The 5,266-nt window shown below is 43.4% G+C and carries 8 protein-coding genes and 3 tRNA genes; all 11 read left to right on the top strand.

Annotated features, from left to right (window positions below; genetic code table 11):
- Nucleotide 1: 1 nt before the first annotated feature.
- A tRNA-Gly gene (locus AACV31_RS12575) sits at nucleotides 2–76 on the top strand.
- A gap of 492 nt (nucleotides 77–568) precedes the next feature.
- Nucleotides 569–1,321 (top strand): enterotoxin A family protein, encoded by a 753-nt coding sequence (locus AACV31_RS12570; protein WP_283985188.1) that lies wholly within the window; start codon nucleotides 569–571, stop codon nucleotides 1,319–1,321.
- Between the two features lie 3 nt (nucleotides 1,322–1,324).
- Complete coding sequence (locus AACV31_RS12565; protein WP_165157181.1) at nucleotides 1,325–1,687, top strand: hypothetical protein; 363 nt, start codon at nucleotides 1,325–1,327, stop codon at nucleotides 1,685–1,687.
- A gap of 19 nt (nucleotides 1,688–1,706) precedes the next feature.
- Nucleotides 1,707–2,093 carry a hypothetical protein gene (locus tag AACV31_RS12560; RefSeq protein ID WP_255491445.1) on the top strand — a complete coding sequence of 129 codons (387 nt, stop codon included), beginning with the start codon at nucleotides 1,707–1,709 and terminating at the stop codon, nucleotides 2,091–2,093.
- Nucleotides 1,985–2,212 (top strand): bacteriophage antitermination protein Q, encoded by a 228-nt coding sequence (locus AACV31_RS12555; protein WP_255491443.1) that lies wholly within the window; start codon nucleotides 1,985–1,987, stop codon nucleotides 2,210–2,212. Before AACV31_RS12560 ends, AACV31_RS12555 begins: the two co-directional genes overlap by 109 nt.
- 275 nt (nucleotides 2,213–2,487) lie before the next feature.
- A tRNA-Thr gene (locus tag AACV31_RS12550) sits at nucleotides 2,488–2,563 on the top strand.
- Nucleotides 2,564–2,566: 3 nt separating this feature from the next.
- Nucleotides 2,567–2,641, top strand: a tRNA-Gly gene (locus AACV31_RS12545).
- Nucleotides 2,642–2,914: 273 nt separating this feature from the next.
- A complete protein-coding gene (locus AACV31_RS12540) occupies nucleotides 2,915–3,631 on the top strand; it encodes a hypothetical protein (RefSeq protein ID WP_165157183.1) in 717 nt (238 codons plus the stop codon).
- A gap of 167 nt (nucleotides 3,632–3,798) precedes the next feature.
- Nucleotides 3,799–4,251, top strand: coding sequence for a subtilase family AB5 toxin binding subunit (locus tag AACV31_RS12535; protein WP_165157185.1), 453 nt, complete (start codon nucleotides 3,799–3,801; stop codon nucleotides 4,249–4,251).
- 1 nt (nucleotide 4,252) lies between these two features.
- The gene (locus AACV31_RS12530) at nucleotides 4,253–5,005 is read left to right on the top strand and encodes a scabin-related ADP-ribosyltransferase (RefSeq protein ID WP_165157187.1); all 753 of its coding nucleotides are present in this window, start codon (nucleotides 4,253–4,255) and stop codon (nucleotides 5,003–5,005) included.
- Nucleotides 5,006–5,078: 73 nt separating this feature from the next.
- A partial coding sequence (locus tag AACV31_RS12525) for a putative holin (RefSeq protein ID WP_221413636.1) occupies nucleotides 5,079–5,266 on the top strand: 188 nt, incomplete at its 3' end.

Raw genomic sequence — 5,266 nt, 5'->3', positions numbered from 1 at the left:
TGCGGGCATCGTATAATGGCTATTACCTCAGCCTTCCAAGCTGATGATGCGGGTTCGATTCCCGCTGCCCGCTCCAGTATATTGTAAGTCGCTCTTCTCAGACTGAAGATGAGGGGGGGCAAGTATCTTCCATCATTTCCTCTGAGATGGTTTTAATTATTCTTAACGTGATTTTCCCCGCTTCGGCGGTTTTTTTTATATAAAATCTCAGGCGTAAATCAAATAGCAACGTGGAATATGATGCCACGAATTTTATTGGCATTGCCGTTATTCCTGTAGTCTTCATTAAATCCAGTCAACTGTACAGTACGATACTTTCGACGGTGTCGATTGGCTACGAGATGTCAAACTCATGTACAACCTGGGATAATAAGATATGAATGCGTTAAGCTCGCTTTGCACTAATAACAATTAATACTGTGCATAATGTTTTAAAATAATGTCTTATTATAGTCATTTTTATACTTCTTTTGATACTGGAAATCGCAGAGAGGAAATTTAATTATGTGAGTATTTGAAGCTTTATCGGGATTGCTGTTTTTTATGTGACATTAACATGGTCGAATGTGTGAATATTATCTCTGGAGTGTTTTGCCTTTTGATTGCGGCCTCGTGCGCAATATCTACCAACGTTAAGGCGGATGAACTTTTTAGGGCAGACAGTCGCCCACCCAAGGAAGTAAAAAAATTGGGAGGGTTGTTGGCCAGGGGACAGGATGATGCTTATGAAAGAGGTACTCCACAAAATATTAATTTGTTCGATCATGTAAGAGGGGCTCCTACAGGAAATACGCGATATGATGATGGGTATGTGTCAACGACTCGCACATTAACACAGGCACATAACATAGGGCAAAACATGTTTGGCGGAGTAAGTGGGTACTATATATATGTTATCGCTCCTGCTCCAAACATGTTTGATGTGAATGGCGTTTTAAGACAGTACAGTCCTCACCCCTATGAAAATGAAGTTGCGGCACTGGGTGGAGTGCCGTGGTCACAAATAATTGGATGGTATTATGTTCATTTCGGAGTTATTGAAGGAGGAATGACAAGAAACCCTGGTTACAGAGCTGGTTTATTCAGAGGTCTGGATATTGCAACAAATGAAGATGGATACAGACTTGCTGGTTTTCCGGACGGACATCAGGCCTGGAGGGAAGAACCATGGCGAGCGCATGCCCCATCACAGTGCGCATCAGACTTACGCTCAGTAACGTGTAATGCAATAATTAATGGGCTTTCGAAAAAACGTTTAACAAAGTTTAAACGAAAGTTGCGGTCATTAAATGCAGGTGTTTTTTTAGTAATAAGTGAGTGAAATATGAAGGCCGTAAATTTATTTAAAGCAACTTGTGTCGCTATGGGGTTTGTTTCACTGACGGCTCATGCTGGTGCGAGTAACGAATTCAAAAATGCATGTAAGGCAACCAGTGGCATTTTATTGGAAAACAAAGTGTTAACAAAGTATTCCGCTGATACCAATACCAGACATAAAGGTATGTATATTGTTTCTGAAAATGGAGAGGTGTGGCGCATTCCAAGTGCGCAATATTACCCGGAAAGCGTAATTTCCCATGATGCAAACAACCTGGCTATATTGGCAGTTATTTTAGGGGTTCCTGTCAGTATATGCGCTACTAAAAAAACGACGCCGAATGAAGTATGGTCAATAGAACTGGGTTAAATATAAAAGAATGAGCCAAATGTTTATGTTATATAAGCTAGGCTCCATTTCTTTTTATGGCTTTTTATATGAGTTATTTTTAAAGCAGGCTCGCTCAGGCGAGTCCTTCTACAGCCTGAGCTTTCAGGGGAATATTATTGACATAAAGAGCGCACTCGGCTCTTTATTATTACAGGAGATGCTCATGTCTGAACCCTTATCCGGTTCCGGCACAGTGCAGCGCCAGGTGGAGATCGTGCGCTGGGGGAGGAGGCATTCACCGCCGGGCTGGCAGGAAAACGTATTGCCGCCAAAACCGTGGCCCGTCTGCGTGCGCTGGTATGTGCGGCGCAGGATGTTAAACGCGAGCTGCGCGGCGGGCCCGGCGCAGGCAAAACCTACCAACAAACTGAGCTGGCGGGCGTGACGACTAAGAACTGGTGGAAAGGCTACGCTCACCACTGGGAAGCGGTCCGGGAGATATTCGATCGACTTGATGTGGACGTGCTGCTGAAGGCCAGCAAAAAAACAAAACCAAAAACGTGAAAATTTAACGCCATCGCTTGCAAAAGTAGATTTTTAGCGGCAGAATTGAGCGAAATTTGATATTTTTGCCGAAATTGTAAAAGCCGCACTTGAGCGGTTTTTTCTTTTCTGGTGCCGCTTCCCGCCATTGTTGTTTTTGTTATAAAAAATACAAAAATTTACTCATTTTTAAATTACGGTTATTGAATTGCCATCTTTGTTAAGTATTATTTGCGCTGGTTCTGAGTGATGGTGGCTCCTACCCCGACTGGCTTCTGTCATGAAGAACCATCCCTGCCGATTTAGCTCAGAAGGCAGAGCAACTGACTTGTAATCAGTAGGGCACCAGTTCGACTCCGGTAATCGGCACCATATGCGGGCATCGTATAATGGCTATTACCTCAGCCTTCCAAGCTGATGATGCGGGTTCGATTCCCGCTGCCCGCTCCAGCCACATTGTAAGTCGATATGTTCAGTTGGGAAGGGGGCTGCTTAGCAGGAGCGGTTATCCCCAGAAGCTTTAACTCATAGATAGTCATAATCATACTTAGGGTGATTGCCCCGTTTCGGCGGGGCTTTTTTTATTATTATGTTCGTATGGTCTTTATAAGACACACCAGTTATTCCTGGCCCTGAGATGACTATACTTGTACGGTTTTAATGGCATCATCTGGCTGTGCAGCATATTAATGAGAGCTGATATATTTCATGTGAGAGTGGCTTATGGATGATAATTCTCTGCTAAGAAATTCTTCCGTGTTTGTTGCGTATATGGGGTGTCTGGGCTGGGGAAGCGCGTACTTTTATGGTTGGGGAAGTTCTTTCTACTATGGCTTTCCATGGTGGGTGGTTGGGGCCGGTGTGGATGATGTAGCCAGAAGCCTGTTTTATGCATTTATTGTAATCATGATATTTCTTGTGGGGTGGGGGGCTGGCATTGCTTTTTTCCTCAGTGTAAAGAGAAAGAACAGCATGCGGGACCTGAGTTTTATAAGGCTTTTATTTGCTATCTTGCTCTTATTGATACCGATCGTTATAGAGTTTTCTGTAATCAAGCAATATCCTGCATTAGACTTATTCTTTTTTTCTGGCGCCGCAGCATTAATTATAACGCTGACTATCAGGTGGGTTGGAAGTTTTTTTTCTGTTGCATGTGTCATCAACATGCCTTTTGTTCGCAGCCATCGAATTGAGCTGGCTATGGTTGGCTTTATTATTTATTTTTGGTTGTTTTCATTTGTGGCGGGATGGTATAAACCTCAGATAAAGAAAGAATATGAAATGCTGCATCATAATGGGGGCTGGTATTATGTATTAGCCAGATATGATAAAAGACTGATTTTGTCAAAGACCTTTAGTGCAGATGAGCGACATTTTCTTGTGCTTAATTATGAACAGTCTCAAGATATTGAAATCACTAAAGTGCGAACACGACTTTGAGTATTTCCTGGTCCGCTGAAGCGGGCCTTTTTTATGCGCGCTCATTTTTATTAAATCTTTTGTCTGAATTGAACTTTCTTTAAGTTCAGTCTCGTTACAGGCCGCAGCATTAAGGACATAATAATTTGTCAAAGAGTAATCAGAGTTGATGTTAACTGGAGGGCTGTATGCTAAAAAAATACCTTATGACTTGGCTATGTGTTTTAAGTGTTTTCTTTTCTCCCGGTTTTGTTTTTGCAAGAACGGTTTTACCAGAATGGACGGGATCTCCTGGTACAGGGATGTACTCCAATGTGAAAATTGGTGATGTGCATACGGGAATGATTAATGATGACGCTTACTTCTGTGTGAAGGCAGTTCGATCAGACTTCAGTGCTATTGCCTGTGCCGTACAGAATGAAAGTGTATGGGCACCAAACTTTGATATGTTATACAATCAGGCCATGTACTTTTATTCAACCGGCGAGAATGTTCGACTTTATTTCAAACCGGATGTCTGGAGTCGTCAGGATTTTATCAGCGCCCTTAGTACGAATGCAATTACCGGTTTCTCAACATGTAATTCTGCAATGAGCGAGCATAATGTTTGTTTTGGACCGGATAAAGCAGGGCGAAATTAAAATGAGCATTTCTTTATTTCCAGTTGTGGCATTATTTTGGGGAAGTGTTTTTTTCTCAAATGCATATGCTGTACAGTTTGTCTATCGCGTAGACTCAAGGCCTCCCGATGTCGTTTTCAGGGATGGTTTTCGATCGCATGGCAATAACATGAATCTTCAGCAGCATATTAGAGGAGACTCATGTGCTGCCGGAAGCAGGGATAGTGCTTATATTGCCACCACCAGTGATATTAATGAAACCTATAGCATTGCCAGACAGTACTACTCCAGCTCGACATTTACAGGTACTCTATATCGTTACCGTATCAGAGCTAACAATATATTTTACTCTCTTACCCCATCAGTGAATTATCTTACCGAACATGGGGTGGAGTTTACCCGTTTCGAGCAAATTATGATGCGAGAGCAAAATGAAGTTGTTGCTGTGGGGCATATACCAACTGAAAATATAGCAGAGGCAGTTCAGATAACTTATGACCGATTTACCGGACAGGCATCTGATGGGCCGGGAACCACTAATGCCAGATTTATTGACATACATACAGACTCTAACCCTGGCGTGATCCCTGGCCTTCCGGTGCCTCAGGTAAGCGTTCGTGAAAGAATAAACGCTTTTGGTTCATTATTGACGGCATGCTTTGCATTACGCGGGGTAAAAGATCCCCATGCCAGCAGGGCGTCTTATGTGCCTGACTTAATGCCATTTTATGATGCCAGACCCGTTCTGAGGCAAATCCTGAACAGTTCAACATAACCTTTCGTGAATTCAACTACCGGTCAATATTTTTATCAGATCGGAGTCCGCAAATTTCTTACAGGAGAAGCTCATGTCTGAACCCTTATCCGGGACGGGCGCGGCTGCGGCGCTCGGAGGGGCGACTGCATTCGGGCTGTTTACCAACACGGATTTCGGGATTGTTTTCGGTGCGTTTGCCGGGGCGCTGTTTGTGGCCACGATGCCGCAGGCGCTTTCCGCCTGGCGGGTGGCATCGCACTTTCTGGTGTCGTTTATTGT

Origin of the sequence: Cronobacter sp. EKM101R (assembly GCF_963888145.1) — a bacterium.
In the GTDB taxonomy this organism is placed as follows: domain Bacteria; phylum Pseudomonadota; class Gammaproteobacteria; order Enterobacterales; family Enterobacteriaceae; genus Cronobacter; species Cronobacter turicensis.
The sequence above is the reverse complement of the archived record's forward strand: the minus strand, read 5'-3'. Positions and strand labels throughout refer to the sequence as shown.

Bases quoted from the DNA above. Each gene is read 5' to 3' on its own strand.
- AACV31_RS12565 (WP_165157181.1), top strand. From the start codon at position 1,325: ATGAAGGCCGTAAATTTATTTAAAGCAACTTGTGTCGCTATGGGGTTT.
- AACV31_RS12535 (WP_165157185.1), top strand. From the start codon at position 3,799: ATGCTAAAAAAATACCTTATGACTTGGCTATGTGTTTTAAGTGTTTTC.
- AACV31_RS12530 (WP_165157187.1), top strand. From the start codon at position 4,253: ATGAGCATTTCTTTATTTCCAGTTGTGGCATTATTTTGGGGAAGTGTT.
- AACV31_RS12560 (WP_255491445.1), top strand. From the start codon at position 1,707: ATGTTTATGTTATATAAGCTAGGCTCCATTTCTTTTTATGGCTTTTTA.
- AACV31_RS12540 (WP_165157183.1), top strand. From the start codon at position 2,915: ATGGATGATAATTCTCTGCTAAGAAATTCTTCCGTGTTTGTTGCGTAT.